Source organism: Cellulomonas sp. HZM (assembly GCF_000708885.1).
In the GTDB taxonomy this organism is placed as follows: Bacteria; Actinomycetota; Actinomycetes; order Actinomycetales; family Cellulomonadaceae; genus Cellulomonas.
The window spans coordinates 105,747-128,529 of the sequence record NZ_JEOE01000003.1 but is presented as its reverse complement, the minus strand read 5'-3'; the positions used below and the strand labels follow the sequence as shown (position 1 = coordinate 128,529).

Here is a 22,783-nt window from a genome sequence, read left to right as displayed (position 1 = left end):
GGCGCGACGACAGCCCCGTGTCGGTGCCGACGCCTACGCTGGCGCCATGACGCCCCTGCGGACAGGTCCGGCCTCGCGTGAGCTCGTGCACACCGTCGTGGGCTCGCCCGTCGGGCCGGTCACGCTGATCGGCTACGGCGACGTCCTCACCGCGCTGCACCTGCCGACGACGCGTCCGGCCCCCGGCACGCCGGGTCAGGCCGCCGCGGGGATCCCGCGCGACGACCGCTCCCTGCGGTCCGCCGCCGACCAGCTCGGTGAGTATTTCGCCGGAGAGCGCACCGAGTTCGACCTGGTGCTCGACCCCGGCGGCACCGCGTTCCAGCAGAGGGTGTGGGCGGCGCTCGCACGGATCCCGTACGGGCAGACCCGCACGTACGGCGAGGTCGCTCTGGACGCCGGCCTCGACCCCCGCACGTCGTCGCGTGCGGTCGGTGCCGCCAACGGGAGCAACCCGATCGCGGTGGTCGTCCCCTGTCACCGGGTGATCGGCGCCGACGGGAGCCTCACCGGATACGCAGGCGGGCTCGAGAACAAGCGGTGGCTGCTCGACCACGAGCAGGGCGGGGCGCTCTTCGGGACGCTGCTCGGGACGCTGCCTGGTGCGGCGCCCTCCGGCGACGCGCTCGACGAGGCAGCTCGATGAGCGGGCCGACGAGCGGGCCGACGCGCAGCGACGAAGCGCAGGGCGGCGCCGTCGACGTGCGTCCCGACCGTCACGTGTACGGCGAACCGTCCGCGCCGGTCACGATCGTCGAGCACGGTGACCTGGAGTGCCCGCACTGCCGCGCGGCGGCACCCGTGCTGCGTGAGCTCGTCGACACCTCGGACGGTCGCGTGCGGCTCGTGTGGCGGCACTTCCCGCTGTTCGAGGTGCACCCGCACGCGCTCGTGGCGGCCCTCGCCTCGGAGGCCGCGGCCGAGCGCGGGTCGTTCTGGCAGATGCACGACGTGCTGCTCGCCCATCAGGACCGCCTCACGGAGCCGGACCTGCGCGCGTACGCGCGCGAGCTGGGCGTCGATCCCGCGTCGGCCGCCGGTGACGCGGCGCAGCGGTTCGCCCCGGCCGTCGAGGCGGACTACCTCGCCGGTGTCGCGGCGGGCGTGCACGGGACGCCGACGCTCTTCGTCGACGGGGAGCGGTTCTCCGGGCCGCCGGACGCGGTGCGGCTCCGGGCTGCGGTCGACGCGGCGCTCGCGGCTCGCAGCGCCGGGGACGGGACGCGATGACGCCGCGCGACGTCCCACGCACCGCGCTCGTCACGGGCGCCGGGCGCGGCATCGGCCGGGGGATCGCGCTCGGGCTCGCCGAGGCGGGGTTCGGAGTGGCGCTCGTCGGCCGCACTCGCCGGCACCTCGAGGAGGTCGCCGACGTCGTGCGCGGCAGCGGCGGGCGGGTCGTGGTCGTGCCGGCGGACCTCGTGGACGCCGCGGCCGTGGCCGATGCGGTCTCGCGCGCGCAGGACGAGCTCGGGGGGCTCGGGCTCGTCGTCAACAACGCGGGGGTGATCGAGCACGCCGAGACGGACCTCGTCGCCGAAGACGTCGAGGACGTGTGGCGCGTGATCGAGACGAACGTGCGCGGCCCGCTGCTCGTGTCCCGTGCGGTGCTCCCCGGGATGCTCGCGCACGGGGGAGGCCGCATCGTGCAGATCAACTCGGGTGCGGGGTACTCCGCGTCGGCCACGTACACGGGCTACGGCATCAGCAAGGGCGCTCTCGCACGGCTGACGACCGCGCTCGACGCGCAGTACGGCGCTCGGGGACTCGTGGCGATCGACGTCGCCCCGGGTGTCGTCGCCACGGACATGACGGGAGCCATGCCCATGCACGCGGCCCGCGAGACGTGGACCGCGGTCGAGGACGTCGCCGCGATGGTCGTCGCGATCGGCGAGGGGCGGCTCGACGCGCTCGCGGGTCGCTTCGTGCGCGTCGGGTCGGACACGGTCGAGTCGCTCACCGTGGCGGCGGAGGTCATCCGGTCCCGCGACGCGAGGAGGCTGCGGGTCGTCGGCTACGGAGACGACGACCCGATGATCCGGTGAGTGCCGGCCGTCGGTCCGTGCGCGGACCCGGCTACGCGGGCGCCCTCCACGGGAGGGGCGGCAGGCCCGGCGGGGGGCCGTCGCTCGCCGGCGAGCACAGCGGCAGGCGGTCGCCGAGCCAGCGCAGCAGCACGGACCCGAGCACGGCGGCGACGAGCGAGCCCGTGAGGATGCCGATCTTCGCGCGGCCGAGCTGTTCCGGGTCGTCGAACGCCAGCTGCGCGACGAAGAGCGAGATCGTGAACCCGATGCCGGCGAGCACCGCCCCGCCGAGCAGGTGGCCGTAGCGCACCCGGCCGGGCAGGTCTCCGAGGCCGAGCCGGATCGCGAGCGTCGCGGCCCCCGTGATGCCCACCGCGTTGCCCACGACGAGCGCGACCGCGACGCCGATCGTGAGGCGGGAGCCGAAGGCATCCGTGAGCGCGTCGCCCGAGAGCCCGACCCCGGCGTTCGCGAGACCGAACAGCGGCACGACGACGTACGCGCTCCACGGGTGCAGCATGCGCTGGAGCCGGTCGCCGGTCGGGACGGCGGCGCGCGCGGCGAGCTCGGCGAGGTGCTCGCGCTCGGCGGTCGTGTCGTCCACGAGGTCGCCCGCGTACCCGGGTACGGCCTCGACGTGCTCGCGCCGCGGCAGGCTCGCGGGCACGAGCAGCCCGACGAGGACGCCGGCGAGCGTCGCGTGCACGCCCGAGGCGTGCACGGCCAGCCACAGCAGGACGCCGCACACGACGTACGGCGTCACCTGCCACACGCGCAGCCAGCGCAGCACGAGCATCGCGAGCACGAGTGCCGCCGCGACGGCGAGCGCGGGTGCGGAGACGTGGTCCGAGTAGACGACCGCCATGACGGTGATCGCGCCGATGTCGTCGACGATCGCGAGCGTGAGCAGGAACAGCCGCAGGCGGTCCGGGCATGCGGGCCCGAACAGCGCGAGGATCCCGACGAGGAACGCGGTGTCGGTCGACATCACGGTGCCCCACCCGTGCTCGTCGCCGGTTCCGAGCGTGAACGCGAGGTAGATGAGCACCGGGACGAGGAGGCCGCCGAGGGCGCCGAGCGCGGGCACGGCGACGGTGCGGCGCTCGCGGAGCTCCCCGTGGCTGACCTCGCGTGCGATCTCGAGGCCGACGACCGCGAAGAACACGGCCATCGCGGCGTCGTTGACCCAGTCCCGCAGGTCGAGCTCGAGCGCCCAGCGGCCCACGTGCGCACCCGCGTCGGTCGACCAGAACGTCGCGTAGGCGTCCGACCACGGCGAGTTCGCCCACACGAGCGCGACGACGGTGGCGGCGAGCAGCACGACGGCCGAGCCGGCCTCGGTCGCGAGGAAGTCGCGCACCGAGGGGGACACGACGGGCACCCGCACGCGCAGCGGGGGTCCGGGCATCGCCATGTGGTCCAACGTCGCAGGTGGCGCCCCGGCGTGCAACGTGCGCTACAGGTCCTTCTCCGGGTCGCCCCGCAGGGCGGCGACGTGGTCCGGGACCCAGGTCGACAGCTCGCGTGGCGGCCGCTCGTACCCGCTCGACGCGGCCGGACGTTCGGGCAGCTCGATCTTCTCGTGCGGCACGTCCTCGTACGGGATCGTCGAGAGCAGGTGCGCGAGCATGTTCAGGCGGGCGTGCTTCTTGACGTCGGACTCGACGAGGTACCAGGGCGCGGCGGGCACGTCCGTGTGCACCAGCATCTCGTCCTTGGCGCGTGAGTAGTCCTCCCAGCGCGAGATCGACTCGAGGTCCATCGATGACAGCTTCCACTGCCGCAGCGGGTCCCTGAGGCGCGAGCGGAACCGCTTGAGCTGTTCGGAGTCCGACACCGAGAACCAGTACTTGCGCAGCAGGATGCCGTCCTCGACGAGCATCTGCTCGAAGATCGGCGTCTGCCGCATGAACTGGCTGTACTCCTGCGGCGTGCAGAAGCCCATGACGCGCTCGACCCCGGCGCGGTTGTACCAGGAGCGGTCGAAGATGACGATCTCGCCTGCCGCCGGCAGGTGCGCGACGTAGCGCTGGTAGTACCACTGGGAGCGCTCGCGCTCGGTCGGCGCAGGCAGCGCCGTGATCCGTGCTGTGCGGGGGCTCAGGTACTCGGTGAGCCGCTTGATGGTGCCGCCCTTGCCCGCCGCGTCCCGACCTTCGAAGATCACGACGATCCGCGCACCGGTGGCCTTGGTCCACTCCTGGAGCTTGACCAGCTCGGTCTGCAGCCGGAAGAGCTCCGCCTCGTAGACGTCGTTGGGGATCTTGCCGTGCTTGCCGCGCGACTTCTTCGCCATGACGGGGAACCTACTCCTGGCGAGCCATCGACGTGCCCGGCGGGCGCTGGCGACCGCCTCGGACGGCAGCGCGCAGGGCGAGAGATCGCACGGCGTCGACCCCGTCCCCGTGCGCGGACAGAAACGCAGAAGCGCAGTGAGCGAAACCTTCACGCCGCATCTGCGGTACTAGGCTCCCGATCGTGACGCACTTCCGGATCAACGAGGCGGCCACGCTGCTCGGCGTGAGCGACGACACCGTGCGGCGCTGGATCGACGCGGGCACGCTCGCCGCGCGCACCGCGGACGAGGGCGGCCGCACGGTCGTCGACGGACCGGACCTGGCAGCGCTGGCGGTCGAACGAGCCCGCACACCCGACGACCCCGACGCGGGCCGCACGTCCGCCCGCAACCGGTTCGTCGGCCTCGTCACCGCCATCACGACCGACACGGTGATGGCGCAGGTCGAGCTGCAGTGCGGCCCGTTCCGCGTGGTCTCGCTCATGTCGAGCGAGGCCGTGCGCGAGCTGGGCCTGGAGGTGGGGTCGCGTGCCGTGGCCGTGGTGAAGGCGACGACCGTCGTCGTCGAGACAACAGGAGGATCCCGATGACCCGAACGACCAGGACGCGCGCGTCCGCAGCCCTCGCGCTCGCGGCGGTGCTCGCACTGGCCGCCTGCTCGTCGTCCGACGACGCGTCGACCGGGCCGTCGCAGGCGCCCACGGCCACCGGCGACGCGCTCACCGGCGACCTCACGGTCTTCGCGGCGGCGTCGTTGCAGCCGGCGTTCGACGAGCTCGTCACCACCTTCGCCGCCGACAACCCGGGCGTCCACGTCAACCCCGTCACCTACGACGGGTCGTCGACGTTGGCGACCCAGATCGTCCAGGGCGGCAACGCGGACGTGTTCGCCTCGGCCGACGAGAAGAACATGAAGCCCGTCGTCGACGCCGGCCTCACGGCGGCCGCCCCGACGATCTTCACGACGAACACCCTGCAGATCGTCGTCGCACCGGGGAACCCGAAGCACATCACGTCGCTCGCCGACCTGGCGAAGGTGGCCGACGACGGCGGCATCGTCGTGCTCTGCGCTCCCGAGGTCCCGTGCGGGTCCGCCTCCCAGCAGGTGCTCGCCGCCGCGGACGTGGACCTCACCCCCGCGAGCGAGGAGCAGAACGTCACAGCGGTGCTGACCAAGGTCACCGCGGGCGAGGCCGATGCGGGCCTCGTCTACCGCACCGACGTGCTGCGCGCGGGTGACGACGTCGAGGGCGTGGACTTCGCCGAGGCGGCCACCGTCGTCAACAAGTACCCGATCGCCGTCCTGTCCGACGAGGCGCGCGCCGACGGGCACGAGCAGGCGGCCGCGCAGGCTTTCGTCGACCTCGTCCTGTCCGACGAGGGGCAGAAGGTGCTCACGGACAAGGGCTTCACCACCCCGTGACGACCCCACGCGGATGACCGCGGACCCAGGAGCGAGCCGGGGCGTGGGCGCGCCCCGGCTGCTCGTGCTGCCTGCGGCGCTGGCGGTCGGGCTGCTCGTGCTGCCGGTCGTCGCGCTCGTCGTGCGCGCCGACTGGTCATCGCTCCCGCAGGACGTGAGCTCGCCCGCGGCGATCCGCGCGCTCACGCTCTCGTTGACGACGTCCCTGTCCGCGACCGCGATCTGCCTGGTGCTGGGCGTGCCGCTCGCCGTGCTGCTCGCGCGGGCCCGCGGGCGAGGCGCCGACGTGCTGCGCGCGCTGGTCACGCTGCCGCTCGTGCTGCCTCCCACCGTCGGCGGCATCGCGCTGCTGTACCTGCTGGGTCGCCGCGGGCTCGTCGGTGCGTCTCTCGACGCCTGGTTCGGGATCCGGCTGCCGTTCACGACCGCCGCGGTCGTGATCGCCCAGGTGTTCGTCGCGATGCCGTTCCTCGTGCTCGGCGTCGAGGGTGCGCTGCGCACCTCGGGGCACCGCTACGAGACCGTGGCCGCGACCCTCGGTGCCGGGCGGTGGACGGTCCTGCGCCGCATCACGCTGCCCATCGTCGCCCCCGGGCTGACCGCGGCCACGGTGCTGTGCTTCGCCCGGGCGCTCGGAGAGTTCGGCGCGACCGCGCTGTTCGCGGGCAACACCCCGGGCGTCACGCAGACGATGCCGCTCGCGATCTACTCGGCCTTCAACGGCGCCGGCGTCACGCAGGGATCCGCCGTCGCGCTGTCGCTCCTCCTGGTGGCGACCGCGGCGGCCGTGCTGCTCGTCGCACGCGCCTGGCGCCCGGGGCGTGCCGCGTGACTCCCGGCGGACGGGCGGTGCAGGGACCGCCGTCCGGGCGGGGACCGGACCTCACGGACGAGGTGGCGCGGCGGACGCTCGACGCCCGCGTCGTCGTGCGACGCGCCGGGTTCACGCTCGACGCGACGGTACGCGCCGTCCCGGGGGAGATCGTGGTCGTCGTCGGCGCCAACGGCGCGGGCAAGTCGACCCTGCTGCACGCCGTCGCGGGACTCGTGCGCCCGGACGAGGGCACCGTGCGCGTGGGCGACCGGGTCCTCACCGGCGACCGGGTCCTGGTCCCGCCCGCGCAGCGGCGCATCGGGTTCCTCGGCCAGGACCCGCTCGTGTTCCCGCACCTCGACGTCAGGGAGAACGTGGCGTTCGGTCCTCGAGCTGCAGGGGTGCACGCCGCGCGGGCACGTGCCGCGGCCGACGAGTGGCTGGCACGCGTCGGGCTCACCGGGTTCGGGAGCCGCCGTCCGCACGAGCTGTCCGGCGGGCAGCGGCAGCGGGTCGCGCTCGCGCGCGCGCTCGCGGCGGAACCGGACGTGCTGCTGCTCGACGAGCCGTTCGCCCAGGTCGACGTCCGGACCGCTTCGGCCGTGCGCGAGCTCGTGCGGGCGCAGGTGCTCGCCACCGGGACGGCGGCGGTCGTCGTGACGCACGACGTCGTCGACGTCCTGACCATGGGGGACCGGGTCGTCGTGCTGCACGACGGTGCCGTCGTCGAGCAGGGGGTGCCGCGCGACGTGCTCACCGACCCCCGGCACGCGTTCACGGCGGCCCTCGCCGGCACCAACCTCGTCGTGGGGACGTTCGAGCGACCACCCGGCTCGGGCGGGACGCTCGTCGTCGACGACGGGCCCCGGATCCCGCTCACCGCGGACGTCGAGACCGGTGCCCGGGTGCGGCTCACCTTCCCGCCCGCGGCGGTCGAGGTCGTGCCGCTCGACGACGTCGACCACACCTGGCTCGCCCATGTCGTGGACGTCGAGGCGGGCGTGGGCGGCGCGCGGCTGCGGACGTCGGGGGACGTGCTCGTCGATCTCGACGCCGGGCGCGCGGCCGTGCTTCGCCCGCTCGTCGGCGACCGGGTGCGACTCCGCCTGAGACCGCAGGACGCACGGGTCCGTCGCTCGGACTGAACGGTCGCCTGCACGCCTCAGTGCACGTGGACGTCGACCGTGTCGTAGCCCTCGGCGCCGTCGGGGATCACGTCCACCCGCGCGCCGGACTGCGGCCCGTCGGGGTCGAACGCCCGCACGAACAGCTGGTGCTTGCCCGCGCTCGCGGCCGGCCAGGTCCACCTCCACTGGCGCCACGAGTCGATCCCTCCGGAGTCGGCGAGCGTGGCGTCGGCCCACGCGCCGTCGTCGACGCGCACCTGCACGCGCGTCACGCCGCGGTGCTGCGCCCACGCCGTGCCGGCCACGACGACGTCGCCGGCGGGGACGTCGGCCCCGCCGCGCGGCACGGAGATCCGCGACTGGGTCTTCACCGGCCCTCGGGGCGACCAGCCCCGGTCGGTCCAGTACGCGCTCGCGTCGGCGAACCGGGTCACCTCGAGGTCGACGACCCACTTGGTCGCCGAGACGTACCCGTACAGGCCGGGCACGACCATCCGCACCGGGAACCCGTGCTCGAGCGGGAGCGGTGCGCCGTCCATGCCGATCGCGAGGAGCGCGTCGCGGCCGTCGGACAGCACGTCCAGCGGGGTGGACGCCGTGAAGCCGTCGGCGCTGCGCGACAGGACCATGTCGGCGTCCCGGTGCGGGCCGGCGCGCTCGAGCAACGTCCGGATCGGGAGGCCGAGCCACCGCTGGTTGCCCACGAGGTCGCCGCCTACCGGGTTGGACACGCACGCGAGCGTCACCCACGCCTCGACGAGGTCCTCGGCGAGCAGCTGGTCCCAGGTCAGGGTGACCTCGTGGTCGACCAGGCCGTGGACACGCAGCGACCACGTCGCCGGGTCCACCTGCGGGACGACGAGCGCCGTGTCGATGCGGTAGAAGTCGGCGGGCGGCGTCGCCCACGGCTCCATGCCCGCCGCCTGCACCTGCACACCGGCCGGGACCGGTGCCGCGGACGTGGAGGGCTGCGGGAGGCGCAGCGCGTCGCGTGCCGTGCGCACGGCGCGGGCTCCCGCGCCGACGGTCCGGCCGACGACGAGCAGCACGAGGCCGGCCGCCGCGGCCACGGTCGCAGCCTGCAGGAAGCGGCGCCGCTCGAGCGCCGGGCCGCGCGCGTCGGGACCGTGGGACGCGCCCGGGAGCCGGTCGACGAGGAGCCGGAGCGCGACCAGCCCGGCGACACCGCCGGCGACGCTGGGAACCGCCGCGAGCGTCCCGGCGTCGGGTCGCGACATGGCCGCGAGGCCCCCGACGGCGGCGAGCGCGACGACGAGGGTCGCCCCCGCACCCCAGCGCCACGCGGCGAGCAACCCCGCGAGTGCCGCGAGCCCCGCGAGGACGGCGACCTCGCCGAGCTGCAGCACCAGCTTGTCGTCGGTCCCGAAGGTCGAGGTGGCGAACTCCTTGAGCCACGCCGGGGTCGCGTCGACGAACGCCCCGCCGACCGCGACGAGCGGCGAGGACCCCGCCCCGGTGAACAGCGCGACGACCGAGCCCACGCCGACCGTGACGAGGCCCGCGACCAGTCCCGCGGCCGCGGCGCGCACGCGTCGAGCCGTCATCGCATCTCCCTCACAGGTCCGGCGACGTCAGCTCCCGCGGGACGTGCGCGCCGTGCCCCGCGGCGCGGAGCTCCGTGCGCAACCTCTCGGCGGCGGCGTCGAGCTCGGCGCCGGGGACGTCGGTGCGCGCGTTCGCGAACGTCAGGCTCGCCTCGTCCCATGCCGCGAGGACGTGCAGGTGCAGGTGCGGGATCTCGAAGCCGGCGACGAGAAGGGCGGCGCGCGGGGCGTCCCAGGCGGACTTGAGCGCGCGTCCGATCGTGCGGGCCACGAGGGTGACGTGCGTGAGCACGTCGTCGGGCGCATCGGTCAGCTGGTCGATCTCCGCGCGCGGCACGACGAGCGTGTGCCCGGAGGTGATCGGCGCGATCGTCGTGAACGCCACGGCGGTGTCGTCGGCCCAGACGAACCGTCCGGGGATCTCGCCGTCGATGATGCGCGTGAACAGGGTCGTCATGGACTCAACCTAGACCGCGACGGACGGGCCGCAGCCTGGTCCCCGGCGACGCCGTCCGAGGCGGGTTCCCGCCCCGCCGAGCGGCGAGATCGGTGGTGGTCAGGACCGCGACAGCGCGTCCGAGAGCTTGACGCGCCCTCCGACGCGCATGACGGCGTTCGAGTAGATCCGGCCCGCGAGCCACACGAGGAGCGGGATGACCGCGACCGCGAGGCCGAGCGAGAGCGCCACCTCCCACGGCTCGGCCGCGCCGAGGGCCTGCCGGATCGGCATGACGAACGGGGACGCGAACGGCACGATCGACAGCACGCGCACGACGGGGTTGTCGGGCGCGTACGGCGCGATGCTGATCCCGACGACGTAGGGCACCACCATCGCCGTGATGACAGGCCCGGTCACCGAGCCGATGTCCTCCTGCCGGGACACCAGCGAGGCGAGGCCCGCGAGCAGCAGGGAGAACGTCAGGAACCCGAGCACGAACCACACCAGCGCCCACACGGCGACGGCACCGATGTCGAGGGACGACGTGTCGAGCACACCGATGCTCAGCGCGGTGATCGCGGCTGCGCCGACCACGACGACGAGCTGCAGCAGCCCGACCGCACCGATCCCGAGCACCTTGCCCGCCATGAGCTGCCACGGTCGCAGCGTCGCGAGGAGGAGCTCGACGACACGGCTGGTCTTCTCCTCGACGACTCCCTGCGCCACGAGCTGGCCGGCGTTCATGAGCGAGATGAACAGCAGGATCCCGACCGCGATGCCGGCGACGATCTGGCCGCCGTCGCGCTTCGGCTCGGGCGAGATCACCACGATGTCCGGGCTCGCCGTGGCGACCTGCTGCGCGACCGCGGAGGGGTCGCCGCCGAGCTCGGTGATCGCTCTCGACAGCTCGAGCTGCTGCGCGAGCGAGCCGAAGACCGCGCTGACGTCGTCGTCGACCTTGGAGTGGACGACGACCGTGAGCCTGGGGTCGGTCGAGGTCACGAGCGCGTCCAGGTCGCCGTGCTCGAGCTGCTCGCGTCCGGTCGCCTCGTCGGCGACGTCCTTGGTGGTGACGTCGACGCCGACGGCCTTCGCGGCCGCGACGACCTGGGCACCGCTGCCCGCGGCCGAGCCGGTGAGGCCGACCGTCGACGGGCTGCTCGTCGAGCTCGTGAGCTTGAGCACGAGCCCGCCCAGCACGATGACCGCCACGAACGCCGCGGTGACCCACAGGAACCCCTTGGACCTCACCCGCGTGCTGATCTCACGTCCGGCGACGAGCCGGATGGCCTGCCCGGCGGGAAGTGCGCGCGCGCTCATGCGTGGGCCTCCTTGTCTGCCTGCACGGCGTCGTCGACCTGCACGGGGTCGTCCGACGCGACGACGTCGCGGTACAGCTCGGCGAGCGAGGGCCGGACGAGCGAGAACTCGTGCACGGGGCCGGTGGCGAGGGCGGCGCGCAGCAGGGCCTGGTCGACGTCGGGCGCGGCTCCCGGCAGCTCGTCGACCACGACGGGCGCGGGCCTCCCGCTGGCCGTGGACGTCGGGATGGACGTCGGGGTGGACGTCGGAGCGGACGTAGCCGTGGACACAGGCGTCGCGACCCGCACACCGGGCACGGCGCCCACCCACGCGTCGTCGGGCGGACCGACCACCGACCACCGCCGGTGCTCGGTGCGGCGCAGGTCGATGCCACCGACCGCGACCATGCTGCCCGCCTTGACGATCCCCACGCGGTCGCTGATGCGTTCCACGAGCTCGAGCTGGTGCGACGAGAAGACCACGGGGCGCCCGGCGTCGGCAGCCTCGCGCAGCACCCCGCTCATGACGTCGACCGCCACCGGGTCGAGCCCGGAGAACGGCTCGTCGAGCACCAGGATGTCGGGCTCGTGCACCAGGGCCGCCGCGAGCTGCACGCGCTGCTGGTTGCCGAGCGACAGCTTGAGCACCTCGTCACCGCGGCGCTCGGCGATCCCCAGCGTGTGCGTCCAGCGCTCCATCGAGGCGCGCGCGTCGGACGCCGACAGGCCGTGCAGGCGGGCGAGGTAGACGAGCTGGTCCGCGACCTTCATCCGCGGGTAGAGGCCTCGCTCCTCGGGCATGTAGCCGATGCGGCGGCGGGTGTCCGCGTCGATCGGGGAGCCGTCCCAGCGGACCTCGCCGCCGTCGGCCTCGAGGACGCCGAGCACGATGCGCATGGTCGTCGACTTGCCGGCGCCGTTGGAGCCCACGAACCCGAAGATCTCGCCGGCACGCACGTCGAACGACATGCCACGCAGCGCTCGGGTGGGGCCGTACGACTTGTCGAGGGAGTCGATCTCGAGTGTGGGCACCCGACGATTCAACCAAAGGGGTCCGACACGGTCGCGTCCATTCCTCGCAGCGGCCCGCCGAAGGGCACCGACGGCGCTCGCTCAGGCGCGTTCCCGGGCGAGCTCGGCGAGCGCGAGGACGGTGCGCCAGTTGCGTGCGGTGCCGCTGCGCCCGCTGGCGCGGGTGAGCACGGCGGCCGTGAGCTTCGACGTCCCGATGCCGTCGGGGTACCAGCCGTAGGTCTCGTGCCCGTCCCAGACGAGCTCCTCGCGGCCGTAGCGCGTGGTGTCGAGCTCGGTCCCGCCGACGGGTCCGTCCCAGGCATGCAGCACGACGTGCGCGGGGTCGGAGTCCGCGTGCCGGGGGAAAGGCAGCCGCTCGACGATCGACTCCCACTCGGCCAGCGTCCGAGCGACGACGGGCACGTCGAACCCCACGTCGGCGCTCAGCGCGCTCGAGAGCCGGCGCTCCACCGTTCGTGCGTCGTCGTCGGTGACGAGCACCAGGTTGCCGCTGTTGACGTAACTCGCGACCTGCTCGTAACCGAGCCCCTCGGCGACCGCCCGCATCCCCGCCGCGGTGACCTTCCGGCCGGACACGTTGACGGCGCGCAGGAGGGCGATGACGACGGCCATGCGCCGACGGTACGCCGGGTGCCGCCGCCGTGGGCGTCCCGTGTGCGGGCGCCGTCCGCCCGCCACAATGGCACCCCTCGGACCTGCGCCCCTCGGAACCGCACGGCATCGCCACCTCATCGGGAGATCACATGACCGTCGCCCTCGTCGGCACGTCCCACGGCACCGACGACCTCGTCGGACGCGCCGCGATCCGCACCATCCTCGACGACGTCCGGGCAGCCCGCCCCGACCTCGACGTCCGCGAGGCGTTCGTGGACGTGCAGGGTCCCGAGGTCGCCGACGTCGTCACCGGCGTGCTCGAGGAGGGATCCCAGGCGGTCGTCGTGCCGCTGCTCCTGTCGGTGGGCTTCCACGTCCGGGTCGACGTCGCGGCGGCGGTGGACCGGGACGGTGCGACCGCCGCGGCGCCCCTCGGACCGGACCAGCGGCTCGTCGAGATCCTGGTCGACCGGTTGCACCAGGTCGGTCTGGCCGACGACGACGCCGTCGTGCTCGCCGCCGCCGGCTCGACCGACCCGGCCGCGGCGGTCGCGGTCGAGGCGGTCGCCGCGGGCCTCGCCGACGCGATCGGGAACCCGGTGACGATCGGCTACGGCGCGGGTGCCGAGCCGCGCGTTCCGCAGGCGGTCGCGACGGCACGCGACGGGGCGGCGCGAGTGGTCGTCGCGTCCTACCTGCTCGCACCGGGCTACTTCCACGACCGCGTCCGGGAGGCGGGTGCCGACGTCGTGGCGGCGCCGCTCGCGCCGGACCCGCGGCTCGCGCACATCGTCCTCGACCGGTTCGACGAGGCCCGCCGACAGGTCCACAGGCAGATCCACTGACAGGTCGGTAGGTGGACGGGTACTTGTGGACGGCCACCGCGCGCCGTAGGAATCAGGCGTGCACATCGTCGTGAACCGCTCGTCCGCCGTGCTCGTCGGAGCCCTGGCCCTCGTCGCGACCGGCCTCGCCGGGTGCGCCGACCAGGCGCCGCAGCCCACCAGCAGCAGCATGGCCGCGGCCAAGGCCCCGTCGTGCCTGCCGAAGGGCGCGCAGGCGGTCGACGTCGACGTCGACGGGTACAGCACACCGGTCGCGGTCGTCGGCGGTGGCACCAAGGGCGTGGTCCTGGCGCCGCAGAACCATGGCGACTGGTGCCAGTGGGGCGACGAGATCGGGCACCTGGCCGACGAGGGCTACCGTGTCGCGACGTTCACGTGGGCCGACGACGGTCCCGACGCCGGGAAGGCGTCGATGCGGGCCGCCGCGCAGTCGCTGCGGACCGCAGGCGCCACCGAGCTCGCGCTCGTCGGCGCGTCGAAGGGCGGCACGTACGCCGTCGCGATGGCCGACGAGCTCGACGCGAAGGGTGTCGTCGTGCTCAGCCCGCCTGCCACGTTCGACGGGCTCAGCGCCCGGTCGGCCGCCGTCACGTACACGGGACCGCTCCTGGTGCTCGCCAGCCGTGACGACACCGACGTCCCGCGCGACGAGTCCTACCAGGTGGCCCGCCCCGACGACGGCCCGTCGTTCCTCGAGATCCCGCTCGCCGCGCACGGCGTCGCGATGCTCGCGGACCCCGGCCACGCGGAGCACGTGACGTTCGCGATCGACGACGAGCTGACGCGCTCGTTCGGCGGCCAGGGCTGACCCCAGGCGCACGACGAGCGAGCACGACGAAGGGGTGCGAGCCCGCAGGCACGCACCCCTTCGTCGTCAGGGCTCCGTGGAGACCCGCACGGTCAGCCGAGCCGCCGCCGCACCACGGACGCGATGCCCGCACCGCCCACGAAGAGCACGAGCGCCAGGATCAGGCGCCCGACCGAGCTCGCGCCCTCGCCGTCGGCGCCGGCGATCTCGATCGAGTACGCGGTCGCGCCCTGTGCGCCCTCGGGGGCGCCGTACGCCATGCCCTCGGTCGCCGCACGCTCGGCGCCGGCCTGCAGCACCGCGTATCCCGCTCCGTACGACGCGGCGGTCTCCTCACCGGACTCGACGACCTTCTTCGTGCCCTCGTCGGACAGCTGCTGCGCGCCGTCCACGAGCTGCGGTGCGCTGTCGGCCGCGGTGCTCAGGCCGTCGGACAGCTTCGTCGACCCGTCGGCGGCGTCGGAGATGCCGTCCGAGAGCTGGTGCGCACCGGCCGAGGCGGCCTTGGCCCCGGCGGAGAGCTTCGCGGCCCCGTCGGCGGCGTCGCCCGCCCCGTCGGACAGCTGCGACGCACCGTCGGACGCCTGCGAGACGCCGACCGCGATCTTCTTCGAGCCGCCGGCCGCCTGCACGAGTCCGTCGTGCAGCGAGACCGTGCCGTCGGTGACCTGGGCGATGCCGCCGTAGAGGTCGGCCGAGCCGTCGGCGGCCTGCTGCGCACCGTCGGAGAGCGCCTTCGACCCGGCCGCGGCCTTGTCGATGCCCGCGGAGAGGGCCGCGGAGCCGTCGGCGGCCTGCTGCGCGCCGTCCGACAGCGCCTTCGACCCGGCCGCGGCCTTGTCGATGCCCGCGGACAGGGCTGCCGAGCCGTCGGCGGCCTGCTGGGCGCCGTCGGACAGGCTCTTCGACCCGGCCGCGGCCTGGTCGATCCCTGCCGAGAGCTTCGCCGAGCCCGTGCTGAGGTCCTTCGCGCCGGTGCTGAGGGCCGTGAGCCCGGCGACCAGCCCGTCCTTGCCGGTGACGCCCGTCGAGATCTGGCCGAGCCCGCCCTGCAGGAGGTGCGTGCCGCCCCGCAGCGTGGTCGTCGTGTCGGAGCTGTCGGTGCCGATCGCGGCCTGGATGTCGCCGACGAGCTTGGTCACGGCGCCGCCGAGCTGCGTCGAGGACTGGTCGAGGCCGGCGGCGATGCCGGAGAGCCCCGTCGCGAGCTGGGTGAAGTAGCCGTCCGCCCCGGCGAGGCTCGTGCCCATGCCGGTCGCCTTGGTGCCGAGCGTCTTGAGCGCGCCGGAGGCACCCTGGAGCTTGGCGACCGCGGCCTGGAGGGCGTCCTTCTCGTCGCCCGCGGGCAACGAGGCCGCGACGTCGCTGATCGCCGTGACCTGCGCGTCGATCGTGTCGGCCGATCCGGAGACGCCGCCGCCGATCTGGCTGGCGCCCGTCGCGGCTCCGGCGATGCTCTTCTGCAGCTGGTCGGTGAGGTAGAGCAGCGTGTCCTTGGTCTCGGCGGTGCCGATCCCGCCGCGCATCGTGGCCAGCGCGTCACCGAGCGGCTTGATCTGCGCGGGCACGCCGCCCACGGTCGTGCTGAGCTGCTTGAGCCCCGCGTCCAGGTTGGTGAGGCCGTCCGAGAGCTGTGTGAGGCCTCCGACGAGCGTCGGGACGGCGCCGCCGGCCTGCGAGAGCCCGTCGGACAGCGACTTCGCCCCGTCCGCGACGGCCTTCGCTCCTGCGGCCGCGCCGGCCTTCGGGTCGTTGAGCCCGTCCGAGAGCGCCTTCGCGCCGGGTGCGAGCTGCGTGCCGAGCGCGCCCGAGAGCTGGGCCGCGCCCGCGGCCGCACCGGCCTTGGGGTCGTTGAGCCCGTCGGAGAGCTGCTTGGCGCCCGGTGCGAGCTGCGTGCCGAGCGCCGCCGAGAGCGCGGCGGCCCCGGCCGCGGCGCCCTTCGTCGGGTCCGCGTCGTTGAGCCCGTCCGAGAGCTGCTTGGCCCCGGGGGCGAGCAGGTCGTTGAGGGCCGACGCGAGGTCGTACGAGCCCGGCTCGATGAGGTCGGTCAGCGCGTCCGAGAGCTGCCCCGCACCCGGCGTGATCTGCTCGTTGAGCGCCTTCGACAGCGACGCGGCGCCGGGCGCGAGCTTGTCACCGAGCGCAGCGGACAGCGTGTCGAGACCGGGGGCGAGCTTGCCGCCGAGGCCTGCCGAGAGCTGTGACGCGCCGGGCGCGAGCTGGTCCAGGCCGGCCGCGAGGTCCTTGGCGCCGGGTGCCGCCTGGTCGTTGAGGCCCTGCGAGAGCTGGGCCGCACCGTCGTTCAGCTGCAGGATCCCGTCGAGCAGCTGGGCCGCACCGTCGTGCAGCTTGAGCAGGTTCTCGTCGATCTGCACGGCACCGGCCGTGAGGTCGACACCGCTCTGCGCACCTGCCTTGTAGCTGGCGGACCCGCCCTTGAACGACGGGTAGTCGATCGGGGAGACCGGCATCGACGAGAGCGTCGCGGGCGGCACCACTCCGTGCGAGATCTTCGCGCTGTAGCCGAACTCCGCGGTGGCGGCGCCGATCGGCGGGAACAGCGTCATCTGGAACGTGAGCTGCGTGCCACCGCGGCCGTCGCCCGCCACGCCGGCCTCGTCCGACGAGACGTCGGTGAAGGACGAGGGCAGCACGGTCACGAGCTGGCCGATCATCGGGACCACCGTGGTCTCGGTGCTCGTCGTCTGGCCGCCCTTGCCGTCGGCGTACGTGACCTGCTGCTGCCGGCCGGTCGTGTTGGTGACCTTGTAGTGCACCTGCAGCGTGCCCGAGCGTCCGACGACGTCTCCCGGGTGCACGGCCTTGCCGTCGAGCGTGTACGTGACCTCGACCTGCAGCGGCAGCTTCTTGTCGTAGTTGCTCACGGTCCGCAGGCGGCGCTCGCCGTCGACGCTCACGGTCGAGACGGCCGCACCGTCGACGACCTTGGTACCGCCGAAGCCGTCGAGGTTGCGCAGGCCGTCGGTCGAGACGGGGTTGGAGATCGTCGCCGTGCCGTGGCCGGTGAGCGCGAGCTGGTCGTAGATGCGCGCGTCGCGCAGGTGGCCGGTCGCGTCGAGGTGCGCCTGGATCGTCTCGGTGTTGGAGACCGCGACGTCGCCGGATGACGAGGCGGCGAGCGCCGGCGCCGCGCCGGTGCACACGATGAGCGGCAGCGCCGTCAGGGCTGCGGTGGTGATGAGGATCGGGCGTCGCACGTCAGGCCTCCGGGCGGGGCTGCAGGGTCAGGAACGGGGCGGGCCCCTCGCGGCGCGGTGAGCTCGCCTCGCGGCGGCCGGTCGCGGCGGCGTCGTCGGTCTCGGCCGCCTGCGCGGCCATGACCGACGACAGGTCGTCGTCCTGTGCGTGGCGCGCGGGCGCGCTGTGCTCGGCCTCCCGCTCCAGCTCGCGCGAGCGCTCGACCTGGGGGCCGAGCAGCGAGGTGGCGAGGAAGCCCGCACCGGCGGCGACGAGGATCGAGGTCGCGGTCGTGGCCGACGAGCTGAGGAAGGCCGTGGGGTCGGCCGAGTACGTCGTCTCGTAGGCACCGGCCATCGCCGCGGCCCCGAGGAGCGTCGCCCACAGCGGGAGCCGGCCGCGCGTCCCGGCGCCCACCGCGAGGCAGGCGAGGAGCACGAGGAGCACGGCGACCGCGCGCCCTGCCGTCGCGTCCGGCAGGACGGCCGCGCGCAGCGCGTACCCGATCCAGGCGGCGACGAACCCGATGCCGAAGGCGCCCGCGCGCTGCGCCGGGCTCCGGTCGGGAACGAGGCCGAGCGCGCCGCCGAGCGCGCCGCCGAGCAGCGCGACCCCCTCGGTGTCGAGCCCGAACGCGTCGGACAGGACGACGAGCAACGTCGTCAGGACGGCGAGGACGAGCCCCGCGATGATGTACCGCCTCATGTCCACCTCGGTGTGGTGCTCGTCGTTCGCTCCGGTTCCGGGAGGTGCCCGGTCCGTGACCCCTGGTCGTCCCTGGACGTGCCGGGGGGGCCGACCTGCGCGGCGCGCCCGGCCGTCGCCTTTGCCGGCGGGCGCGCCCGTCCAGGACGGTCGGCGGACTGTCTACCAGCGCGCAGAACACGTAGGCCACGCGGTAGCAGGTAAAACCGGGCGGGTATCAGGTAACCGTTACGGCCCTGTGACCTGCGCCACTCCGCAGCCACACGATCGGCGGTCGCGCGGGAGCCGTGCAGCGCGCTCGGACGCGGCGCGACCGGGCGTCTGAGGACGGGCCGGTCCGGGCGGCGCTCAGAGGTAGCGCAGCGGGTCGAACTCCTCGAGCGGGATGATCCGCAGGCGCGGCAGGTCGAAGTTGAACGCCTTCACGTCGTGCTCGAGGTCGTGCACCTCGAGCCCGCGCGCCGTGAGGGCGGCGAGCTGCTGGCTCGTGAACTCCTTGAAGGCCAGCAGGCCGACGCGGCGGCCAGGGTCGGCGACGAGCGCCTCCACCTCGGGCGCGAAGTCGCCGTCGTGGCTCGCGAGCAGCACGTCGCCCTCGCGGTCCGCGATCGCCTCGAGCGTGCGCTTGATGCCGATGTCGACGACCTTCTCGTACGACTCGCCCGACAGGGGGATCGCCTGGAAGTCGATCGCGGTCAGCGCCTGGATGAACGCCATCGGCAGTGAGCCGCTCGACGCGTTCAGGAAGAACAGGCCCTTGACGGGCTGGTCCCACCGCTCCTTGGCGAACGCGAGCACGCGGTCCCACCGGGGACGCTGGTCCGGCGTCGGCCGCCCGCCGAGGATCGCGGAGCCGAGCGTCGCGTCGATGTTCTCGCCGTCGACCAGGACGTACGTGGTGCGCGTCATCCCGTCAGGGTAGGGGAACACTCGCGGGTGCGACGAGCGTTGGGTCCATGCGTACGCATGGACCGCGCAGGGCGGGTGCGGGAGGGGAGTGGCGCAGATGACGACGCACGACGAGGCGACGGCGCGCGAGTCGGCGGCCGCGTGGGAGTCGCTGTTCCGAGCACAGGTCGCGCTCATGCGTCGCTTCCAGCGCGACGACGTGTGGGGCGGCCTGTCGATGCGGGAGTACGACGTGCTCTTCACGCTCTCGACGGCGCCCGGGCACGCGGCGCGGCTGCGTGAGCTGGCCGACAACAGCCTGCTCACCCAGCCGAGCCTGTCGCGCCTCGTCGAGCGGCTCGAGGCCGACGGCCTGGTCCGCCGTGAGCCCGTGGCCGGCGACGGCCGTGGCGTGCGCGTCGTGCTCACCGACAGCGGCCTGCGCACCCAGCGCGAGATCGGTCGCCGGCACGTCGCCTCGATCCACCGCTTCGTCGGCGGTGCCCTCGGCGCCGACGACCTCGCGACCCTCACGCGACTCACCGAGCGGCTGCGCGCTGCGCAGCGGTCGATCCCGGACTGACGCGATCCCGGACTGACGCGATCCCCACTGACGCGTGCGCCGCCGCTGCCCCGGACGTCCGCGGTGCCCGGCGGGCGCGGGACCTGTGGCCCACGCGCCGAGGGGGTCCGGCGACGGACGATGGAGGTCGGACGTCGGAGGTTCGACCAACGGCTCGACCAACGGCTCGACGACCGGCTCGACCACCGAGACGACAGGAGACCATCGTGCGAGTGCTGATCACCGTCGCTTCCCGCCACGGGGCCACGCAGGAGATCGGAGAGTGGGCCGCGACCACGCTGCGCGCTCGCGGCCACGACGTGGACGTGCGCGACCCGGCCGAGGTCGAGGACGTCACGGGGTACGACGCCGTCGTCGTCGGCTCCGCGGTCTACGTCGGCCACTGGCTCGCCCCCGCGCGCGACCTCCTGGCGCGGCACGCCGACGACCTGCGCGCGCGGCCGGTGTGGCTGTTCTCGTCGGGGCTGTCGACGCAGCCGTCCGCGGCGTCCAACTCGCCGCACGAGCTCGGGCGCGCGATCGAGCTCGTCCGGGCGCGCGGGCACCGCAGCTTCCGCGGTCGCCTGGACCGCGAGGTCCTCTCGTTCGCGGAGCGCGCGACGATCGCGGGTGCTCGCGCCCGGGAGGGGGACCACCGCGACGTCGACGCCGTGCGACGGTGGGCCGACGAGGTCGCCGACGCGCTCGACGGCGTGCGCACGTCGCTCGTCGCGGGCTGACGGTCGACGGCGCGCTCGCCCCGCGCGCCGCGCTGGGCACTGTGTGAAGCGTTCGTCGGCTGTGAGCGACGAAAGTCTTCACACAGCCGCCGATCAGAGGCGCAGCGCGCGCAGCTCCGCCGTCGCGGCGGCCAAGGGCGGACGGTCGCGCGGGTCCGTGGCCGTCATCGCCGTCAGCAGGCGCACCCAGTCGCGGCCCAGGTGCTCCGGGACGGGCGCCGGACCGAGCAGACGGGCCAGGGAGCTCGTGAGCGCGTCACCCGGGTACGCGCGCGTACCGGTGAGGCACTCGAGCAGGACCAGGCCGAGCGAGTAGACGTCCGAGGCCGGCCCGACCTCGTCGCCGAGCGCCTGCTCGGGCGACTGGTAGCCGGCGGTGCCCGACGTGCGCGACGGGGGCGGGCCGGATGTCGGGCCGGATGTCGGGCCGGGGCGCCGCGTGCTCGCGATGCCGAAGTCCGCGAGGACGACGCCGAGCTCCGGCCCGTGGGAGCTCACGCGCCGCTCGTCCGAGACGAGCACGTTGGACGGCTTGACGTCACGATGCACGACACCCGCGGCATGGGCGTGGGCGAGGGCCGCGCCGAGCTGGTGCCCGATGCCGGCGACCGTGCGGCTGTCGAGCGGACCGGACGCGATGGTGTCGCGCAGCGTCGCGCCCTCGACGAGCTCCATCGCGAGGAACGCGACGGGACCGATCGTCGGGTCGACGTCGGCGCCGACGTCGAGGAGCGCGACGAGGCCCGGGTGCGAGAGCCCGGCCAGCACACGGGCCTCGGCGGCGTACCGGCGCACGTCGGACGGCGTGGCGTCGTCGAGCGTGAACACCTTGAGCGCGACCTGGCGGCCCACGCGCAGGTCGACGGCACGGAAGACCTCGCCCGAGCCGCCGCGACCGAGCGGCGCGACGACGCGGTAGCGGCGTGCGAGCGCGGCGCCGGAGCGCTCGTCGGTCACGTGCATCGACGTCCTCGGTGGCTCGGGCCGCGGAGGCGGGCAACGGTGGGACAGCGGGGGACGACCCGGGACGACGGGTGGGCGAACGGTGGGCTCAGGCCGTGGAACGGGTTCCGAGCAGACGGTAGGTCCGCGCAGCCGGTTCCGCACGGCGAGCGGTCCTCGCGCCGCGGAACGCGTTCTTGCAAGTCGATGCAAGCCATTTGCAGCCGCTGCCCCTAGAGTGGTGCCCATGTCACGGCGTCTCGCAGAGGTTGCGCGCAAGGTCGGTGTCTCCGAGGCGACCGTCAGTCGCGTCCTGAACGGCAAGCCCGGCGTCTCGGAGCAGACCCGCGAGGCCGTGCTCACGGCGCTCGACGTGCTCGGCTACGAGCGCCCGACGAAGCTGCGGGGCGAGCGTGCGCGACTCGTCGGCCTGGTGCTCCCCGAGCTGCAGAACCCGATCTTCCCCGCGTTCGCCGAGGTCGTGGGCGGAGCGCTCGCGCAGCAGGGATTCACACCGGTGCTCTGCACGCAGACCGCGGGCGGGGTGTCCGAGGCGGACTACGTCGAGCTGCTGCTCGGCCAGCAGGTCTCGGGCATCGTGTTCGCCGGCGGGCACTACGCCCAGCGCGACGCGACGCACGGCCACTACGAGCGGCTCACCGGGCGCAACCTGCCCGTCGTGCTCATCAACGCCTCGATCGAGGACCTCGCGTTCCCGCGCGTGTCCTGCGACGACGAGGTCGCCATGGAGCAGGCGCTCGGCCACCTGGCCTCGCTCGGGCACACGCAGATCGGCGTCATCCTCGGGCCCGTGGACCACGTGCCGTCCGAGCGCAAGCTGCGTGCGGCGCAGGCGAGCGCCCGCAGGCTGGGCCTCGAGATCGGCGACCGGCACGTCGTGCACTCGTCGTACTCGCTCGAGAGCGGACATGCCGCGGCGACCCGCCTGCTGCGCGAGGGTGTGACCGGCATCGTGTGCGCGAGCGACCCGCTCGCGCTCGGGGCCATCCGTGCGGCTCGCCGCGCGGGGCTGGGTGTGCCCGACGACGTGTCGATCGTCGGCTACGACGACTCGGCCTTCATGAACTGCACCGAACCGCCGCTGACCACCGTGCGCCAGCCCATCGAGCCGATGGGGCGTGCCGCGATCGACCTGCTGGTCAACCAGATCAACGGCGGCTCGGCGCCGCACGAGGAGCTGCTCTTCGAGCCCGAGCTCGTCGTGCGCGGCTCGACGGGGCCCGCCCCTGCGGTCGCACCGGCCCTCGCCGGCTGAGCGACCGCCCCAGCGGCACCGCGCCCGACGCGCGGTGCAGCTGCCGGCGTGCCCGGACGCGCACCCGCGCCGCTGCGCGTCGTCGCGCGCGTCGACGTACCGACGAGTACCCGTCCGAGCTTGCTGTGTCGTCGGTCACGCCAGCGACCGACGGCGCGCGCACCTGTTACGAAGGCTCTTCGGTCACACTTCGATAAA

General features: G+C 74.0%; 23 protein-coding genes. 12 read left to right on the top strand and 11 right to left on the bottom strand.

The features are described from left to right. Positions 1-46 precede the first annotated feature (46 nt). From AW16_RS0103340 to AW16_RS0103325, 3 genes are read left to right on the top strand one after another with little or no spacing between them, the layout of a single operon-like run. Complete coding sequence (locus AW16_RS0103340) at positions 47-646, top strand: methylated-DNA--[protein]-cysteine S-methyltransferase (protein ID WP_081861434.1); 600 nt, start codon at positions 47-49, stop codon at positions 644-646. Further along, positions 643-1,230 (top strand): thioredoxin domain-containing protein, encoded by a 588-nt coding sequence (locus AW16_RS0103330; protein ID WP_051681625.1) that lies wholly within the window; start codon positions 643-645, stop codon positions 1,228-1,230. The genes AW16_RS0103340 and AW16_RS0103330 overlap by 4 nt, the downstream gene beginning before the upstream one ends. Continuing rightward, positions 1,227-2,045: an SDR family oxidoreductase gene (locus AW16_RS0103325; protein WP_029288199.1), complete on the top strand. Its 819-nt coding sequence runs from the start codon at positions 1,227-1,229 to the stop codon at positions 2,043-2,045. The genes AW16_RS0103330 and AW16_RS0103325 overlap by 4 nt, the downstream gene beginning before the upstream one ends. Before the next feature lie 31 nt (positions 2,046-2,076). Here AW16_RS0103325 and nhaA read toward each other — a convergent pair whose 3' ends face one another. After that, complete coding sequence (gene nhaA / locus AW16_RS0103320) at positions 2,077-3,441, bottom strand: Na+/H+ antiporter NhaA (protein ID WP_029288197.1); 1,365 nt, start codon at positions 3,439-3,441, stop codon at positions 2,077-2,079. Between the two features lie 42 nt (positions 3,442-3,483). Then, positions 3,484-4,323: a polyphosphate kinase 2 gene (ppk2, locus tag AW16_RS0103315; RefSeq protein ID WP_029288195.1), complete on the bottom strand. Its 840-nt coding sequence runs from the start codon at positions 4,321-4,323 to the stop codon at positions 3,484-3,486. 182 nt (positions 4,324-4,505) lie between these two features. Here ppk2 and AW16_RS0103310 point away from each other — a divergent pair, with 182 nt between their 5' ends. From AW16_RS0103310 to AW16_RS0103295, 4 genes are read left to right on the top strand one after another with little or no spacing between them, the layout of a single operon-like run. Beyond that, positions 4,506-4,913 (top strand): molybdopterin-binding protein, encoded by a 408-nt coding sequence (locus AW16_RS0103310; RefSeq protein ID WP_029288193.1) that lies wholly within the window; start codon positions 4,506-4,508, stop codon positions 4,911-4,913. Continuing rightward, positions 4,910-5,746: a molybdate ABC transporter substrate-binding protein gene (gene modA / locus AW16_RS0103305; protein WP_029288192.1), complete on the top strand. Its 837-nt coding sequence runs from the start codon at positions 4,910-4,912 to the stop codon at positions 5,744-5,746. Before AW16_RS0103310 ends, modA begins: the two co-directional genes overlap by 4 nt. Before the next feature lie 13 nt (positions 5,747-5,759). Further along, positions 5,760-6,578, top strand: a complete 819-nt coding sequence (locus AW16_RS0103300; protein WP_029288190.1) for an ABC transporter permease — start codon at positions 5,760-5,762, stop codon at positions 6,576-6,578. Between the two features lie 17 nt (positions 6,579-6,595). Next, the gene (locus AW16_RS0103295) at positions 6,596-7,705 is read left to right on the top strand and encodes an ABC transporter ATP-binding protein (protein WP_231495936.1); all 1,110 of its coding nucleotides are present in this window, start codon (positions 6,596-6,598) and stop codon (positions 7,703-7,705) included. Positions 7,706-7,722: 17 nt separating this feature from the next. Here AW16_RS0103295 and AW16_RS0103290 read toward each other — a convergent pair whose 3' ends face one another. From AW16_RS0103290 to AW16_RS0103270, 5 genes are all read right to left on the bottom strand, one after another. After that, positions 7,723-9,252 carry a molybdopterin-dependent oxidoreductase gene (locus AW16_RS0103290; protein ID WP_029288187.1) on the bottom strand — a complete coding sequence of 510 codons (1,530 nt, stop codon included), beginning with the start codon at positions 9,250-9,252 and terminating at the stop codon, positions 7,723-7,725. Between the two features lie 10 nt (positions 9,253-9,262). Further along, the gene (locus tag AW16_RS0103285; protein WP_029288185.1) at positions 9,263-9,709 is read right to left on the bottom strand and encodes an HIT family protein; all 447 of its coding nucleotides are present in this window, start codon (positions 9,707-9,709) and stop codon (positions 9,263-9,265) included. Positions 9,710-9,808: 99 nt separating this feature from the next. After that, on the bottom strand, positions 9,809-11,011 hold the full coding sequence (locus AW16_RS0103280) for an ABC transporter permease (protein WP_029288183.1): 1,203 nt from the start codon (positions 11,009-11,011) through the stop codon (positions 9,809-9,811). Continuing rightward, the gene (locus tag AW16_RS0103275) at positions 11,008-12,024 is read right to left on the bottom strand and encodes an ABC transporter ATP-binding protein (RefSeq protein ID WP_034648066.1); all 1,017 of its coding nucleotides are present in this window, start codon (positions 12,022-12,024) and stop codon (positions 11,008-11,010) included. The genes AW16_RS0103280 and AW16_RS0103275 overlap by 4 nt, the downstream gene beginning before the upstream one ends. Positions 12,025-12,105: 81 nt before the next feature. Next, positions 12,106-12,639, bottom strand: a complete 534-nt coding sequence (locus tag AW16_RS0103270; protein ID WP_029288179.1) for a DUF1697 domain-containing protein — start codon at positions 12,637-12,639, stop codon at positions 12,106-12,108. A 131-nt stretch (positions 12,640-12,770) separates the two neighbouring features. On the opposite strand from AW16_RS0103270, the gene AW16_RS0103265 reads away from it, so the two are divergent. Together AW16_RS0103265 and AW16_RS0103260 are read left to right on the top strand one after the other, a co-directional pair. Beyond that, positions 12,771-13,466 (top strand): sirohydrochlorin chelatase, encoded by a 696-nt coding sequence (locus AW16_RS0103265; protein WP_029288177.1) that lies wholly within the window; start codon positions 12,771-12,773, stop codon positions 13,464-13,466. A 58-nt stretch (positions 13,467-13,524) separates the two neighbouring features. Continuing rightward, positions 13,525-14,274: an alpha/beta hydrolase gene (locus tag AW16_RS0103260; protein WP_029288176.1), complete on the top strand. Its 750-nt coding sequence runs from the start codon at positions 13,525-13,527 to the stop codon at positions 14,272-14,274. Positions 14,275-14,366: 92 nt separating this feature from the next. Here the strand turns inward: AW16_RS0103260 and AW16_RS0103255 are convergent, their stop codons facing one another. The 3 genes from AW16_RS0103255 to AW16_RS0103245 form a co-directional block, all read right to left on the bottom strand. Beyond that, on the bottom strand, positions 14,367-17,492 hold the full coding sequence (locus tag AW16_RS0103255; RefSeq protein ID WP_051681623.1) for a hypothetical protein: 3,126 nt from the start codon (positions 17,490-17,492) through the stop codon (positions 14,367-14,369). A gap of 1 nt (position 17,493) precedes the next feature. Then, positions 17,494-18,177: a hypothetical protein gene (locus AW16_RS16800; RefSeq protein WP_231495935.1), complete on the bottom strand. Its 684-nt coding sequence runs from the start codon at positions 18,175-18,177 to the stop codon at positions 17,494-17,496. 348 nt (positions 18,178-18,525) lie between these two features. Beyond that, a complete protein-coding gene (locus AW16_RS0103245; RefSeq protein WP_029288172.1) occupies positions 18,526-19,086 on the bottom strand; it encodes an NYN domain-containing protein in 561 nt (186 codons plus the stop codon). Between the two features lie 97 nt (positions 19,087-19,183). Between AW16_RS0103245 and AW16_RS0103240 the strand changes: the two genes are divergently transcribed. Together AW16_RS0103240 and AW16_RS0103235 are read left to right on the top strand one after the other, a co-directional pair. Further along, a complete protein-coding gene (locus AW16_RS0103240; protein WP_029288170.1) occupies positions 19,184-19,648 on the top strand; it encodes a MarR family winged helix-turn-helix transcriptional regulator in 465 nt (154 codons plus the stop codon). A 206-nt stretch (positions 19,649-19,854) separates the two neighbouring features. Beyond that, a complete protein-coding gene (locus AW16_RS0103235) occupies positions 19,855-20,367 on the top strand; it encodes a flavodoxin domain-containing protein (RefSeq protein ID WP_029288168.1) in 513 nt (170 codons plus the stop codon). A gap of 93 nt (positions 20,368-20,460) precedes the next feature. Here AW16_RS0103235 and AW16_RS0103230 read toward each other — a convergent pair whose 3' ends face one another. Beyond that, positions 20,461-21,330: a serine/threonine-protein kinase gene (locus AW16_RS0103230; RefSeq protein WP_029288167.1), complete on the bottom strand. Its 870-nt coding sequence runs from the start codon at positions 21,328-21,330 to the stop codon at positions 20,461-20,463. A gap of 226 nt (positions 21,331-21,556) precedes the next feature. Between AW16_RS0103230 and AW16_RS0103225 the strand changes: the two genes are divergently transcribed. Continuing rightward, the gene (locus tag AW16_RS0103225) at positions 21,557-22,585 is read left to right on the top strand and encodes a LacI family DNA-binding transcriptional regulator (protein WP_029288165.1); all 1,029 of its coding nucleotides are present in this window, start codon (positions 21,557-21,559) and stop codon (positions 22,583-22,585) included. The last annotated feature ends 198 nt before the right edge of the window (positions 22,586-22,783 follow it).

What these genes read in the sequence shown, in the direction of transcription:
- AW16_RS0103340 (WP_081861434.1), top strand. Translation starts at nt 47, where the DNA reads ATGACGCCCCTGCGGACAGGTCCGGCCTCGCGTGAGCTCGTGCACACC.
- AW16_RS0103330 (WP_051681625.1), top strand. Translation starts at nt 643, where the DNA reads ATGAGCGGGCCGACGAGCGGGCCGACGCGCAGCGACGAAGCGCAGGGC.
- AW16_RS0103325 (WP_029288199.1), top strand. Translation starts at nt 1,227, where the DNA reads ATGACGCCGCGCGACGTCCCACGCACCGCGCTCGTCACGGGCGCCGGG.
- nhaA (WP_029288197.1), bottom strand. Translation starts at nt 3,441, where the DNA reads ATGGCGATGCCCGGACCCCCGCTGCGCGTGCGGGTGCCCGTCGTGTCC.
- ppk2 (WP_029288195.1), bottom strand. Translation starts at nt 4,323, where the DNA reads ATGGCGAAGAAGTCGCGCGGCAAGCACGGCAAGATCCCCAACGACGTC.
- modA (WP_029288192.1), top strand. Translation starts at nt 4,910, where the DNA reads ATGACCCGAACGACCAGGACGCGCGCGTCCGCAGCCCTCGCGCTCGCG.
- AW16_RS0103300 (WP_029288190.1), top strand. Translation starts at nt 5,760, where the DNA reads ATGACCGCGGACCCAGGAGCGAGCCGGGGCGTGGGCGCGCCCCGGCTG.
- AW16_RS0103290 (WP_029288187.1), bottom strand. Translation starts at nt 9,252, where the DNA reads ATGACGGCTCGACGCGTGCGCGCCGCGGCCGCGGGACTGGTCGCGGGC.
- AW16_RS0103285 (WP_029288185.1), bottom strand. Translation starts at nt 9,709, where the DNA reads ATGACGACCCTGTTCACGCGCATCATCGACGGCGAGATCCCCGGACGG.
- AW16_RS0103280 (WP_029288183.1), bottom strand. Translation starts at nt 11,011, where the DNA reads ATGAGCGCGCGCGCACTTCCCGCCGGGCAGGCCATCCGGCTCGTCGCC.
- AW16_RS0103270 (WP_029288179.1), bottom strand. Translation starts at nt 12,639, where the DNA reads ATGGCCGTCGTCATCGCCCTCCTGCGCGCCGTCAACGTGTCCGGCCGG.
- AW16_RS0103265 (WP_029288177.1), top strand. Translation starts at nt 12,771, where the DNA reads ATGACCGTCGCCCTCGTCGGCACGTCCCACGGCACCGACGACCTCGTC.
- AW16_RS16800 (WP_231495935.1), bottom strand. Translation starts at nt 18,177, where the DNA reads ATGAGGCGGTACATCATCGCGGGGCTCGTCCTCGCCGTCCTGACGACG.
- AW16_RS0103245 (WP_029288172.1), bottom strand. Translation starts at nt 19,086, where the DNA reads ATGACGCGCACCACGTACGTCCTGGTCGACGGCGAGAACATCGACGCG.
- AW16_RS0103240 (WP_029288170.1), top strand. Translation starts at nt 19,184, where the DNA reads ATGACGACGCACGACGAGGCGACGGCGCGCGAGTCGGCGGCCGCGTGG.
- AW16_RS0103230 (WP_029288167.1), bottom strand. Translation starts at nt 21,330, where the DNA reads ATGCACGTGACCGACGAGCGCTCCGGCGCCGCGCTCGCACGCCGCTAC.
- AW16_RS0103225 (WP_029288165.1), top strand. Translation starts at nt 21,557, where the DNA reads ATGTCACGGCGTCTCGCAGAGGTTGCGCGCAAGGTCGGTGTCTCCGAG.